Genomic DNA, 525 nt, shown 5'->3' with positions numbered 1-525 from the left:
TGCACGGGGTGCGGGGAGACGCTGGTGAACGGGCAGTGCGTACTCTGCACGCTTGACGCCCACGGCAAGCCCACACGCCGCCGCCCGCCCAGCGTGCCCACGGTAAGTTACCTGTATGCAGACGAGTACGAAATCATCCGGTAGTCCCCCGCTGCAACGCCGTGGCTGGAAGCCGAAGCAGAACGCGTCCGGGAGGGCGTCAGTCCTCTCGTCAAGGAGTCGGCGGCCGTAACAGGTATGAGCGCAGACTGAACGGCAGATGCGGGTTGAATGCTGCGGGGCGTGCAGCCCTGAACTGCACGCCCCGCCACACCCAACACAAGGAGAAGCACAATGAGCGACGCGCAACAGATCCAAATCGTGCGCCTGGAGCAAACCTGCGGCGCCTGCCCCTCGCAGTGGGAGGGCGTCACCGATGATGGGCGCGTGGTGTACATCCGCTACCGCTGGGGCGCGTTGACCGCCGGGGCAGGGTACACACTTGACGAGGCCGTGGACGCGGAACTCTTCGGCGCACAGGTAGGC

General features: G+C 65.9%; 1 protein-coding gene. It reads left to right on the top strand.

The window, feature by feature from the left end; genetic code table 11:
• Positions 1-333: 333 nt before the first annotated feature.
• Positions 334-525: hypothetical protein (locus I6F37_RS38615; protein WP_225154159.1), on the top strand; the 192-nt coding region annotated here is incomplete at its 3' end.

It is taken from the genome of Bradyrhizobium sp. NBAIM08, from assembly GCF_020193935.1.
Taxonomy (GTDB): domain Bacteria; phylum Pseudomonadota; class Alphaproteobacteria; order Rhizobiales; family Xanthobacteraceae; genus Bradyrhizobium; species Bradyrhizobium yuanmingense.
Note: the sequence above shows the minus strand (reverse complement) of the source record. Positions and strands in the feature narration are given on the sequence as shown.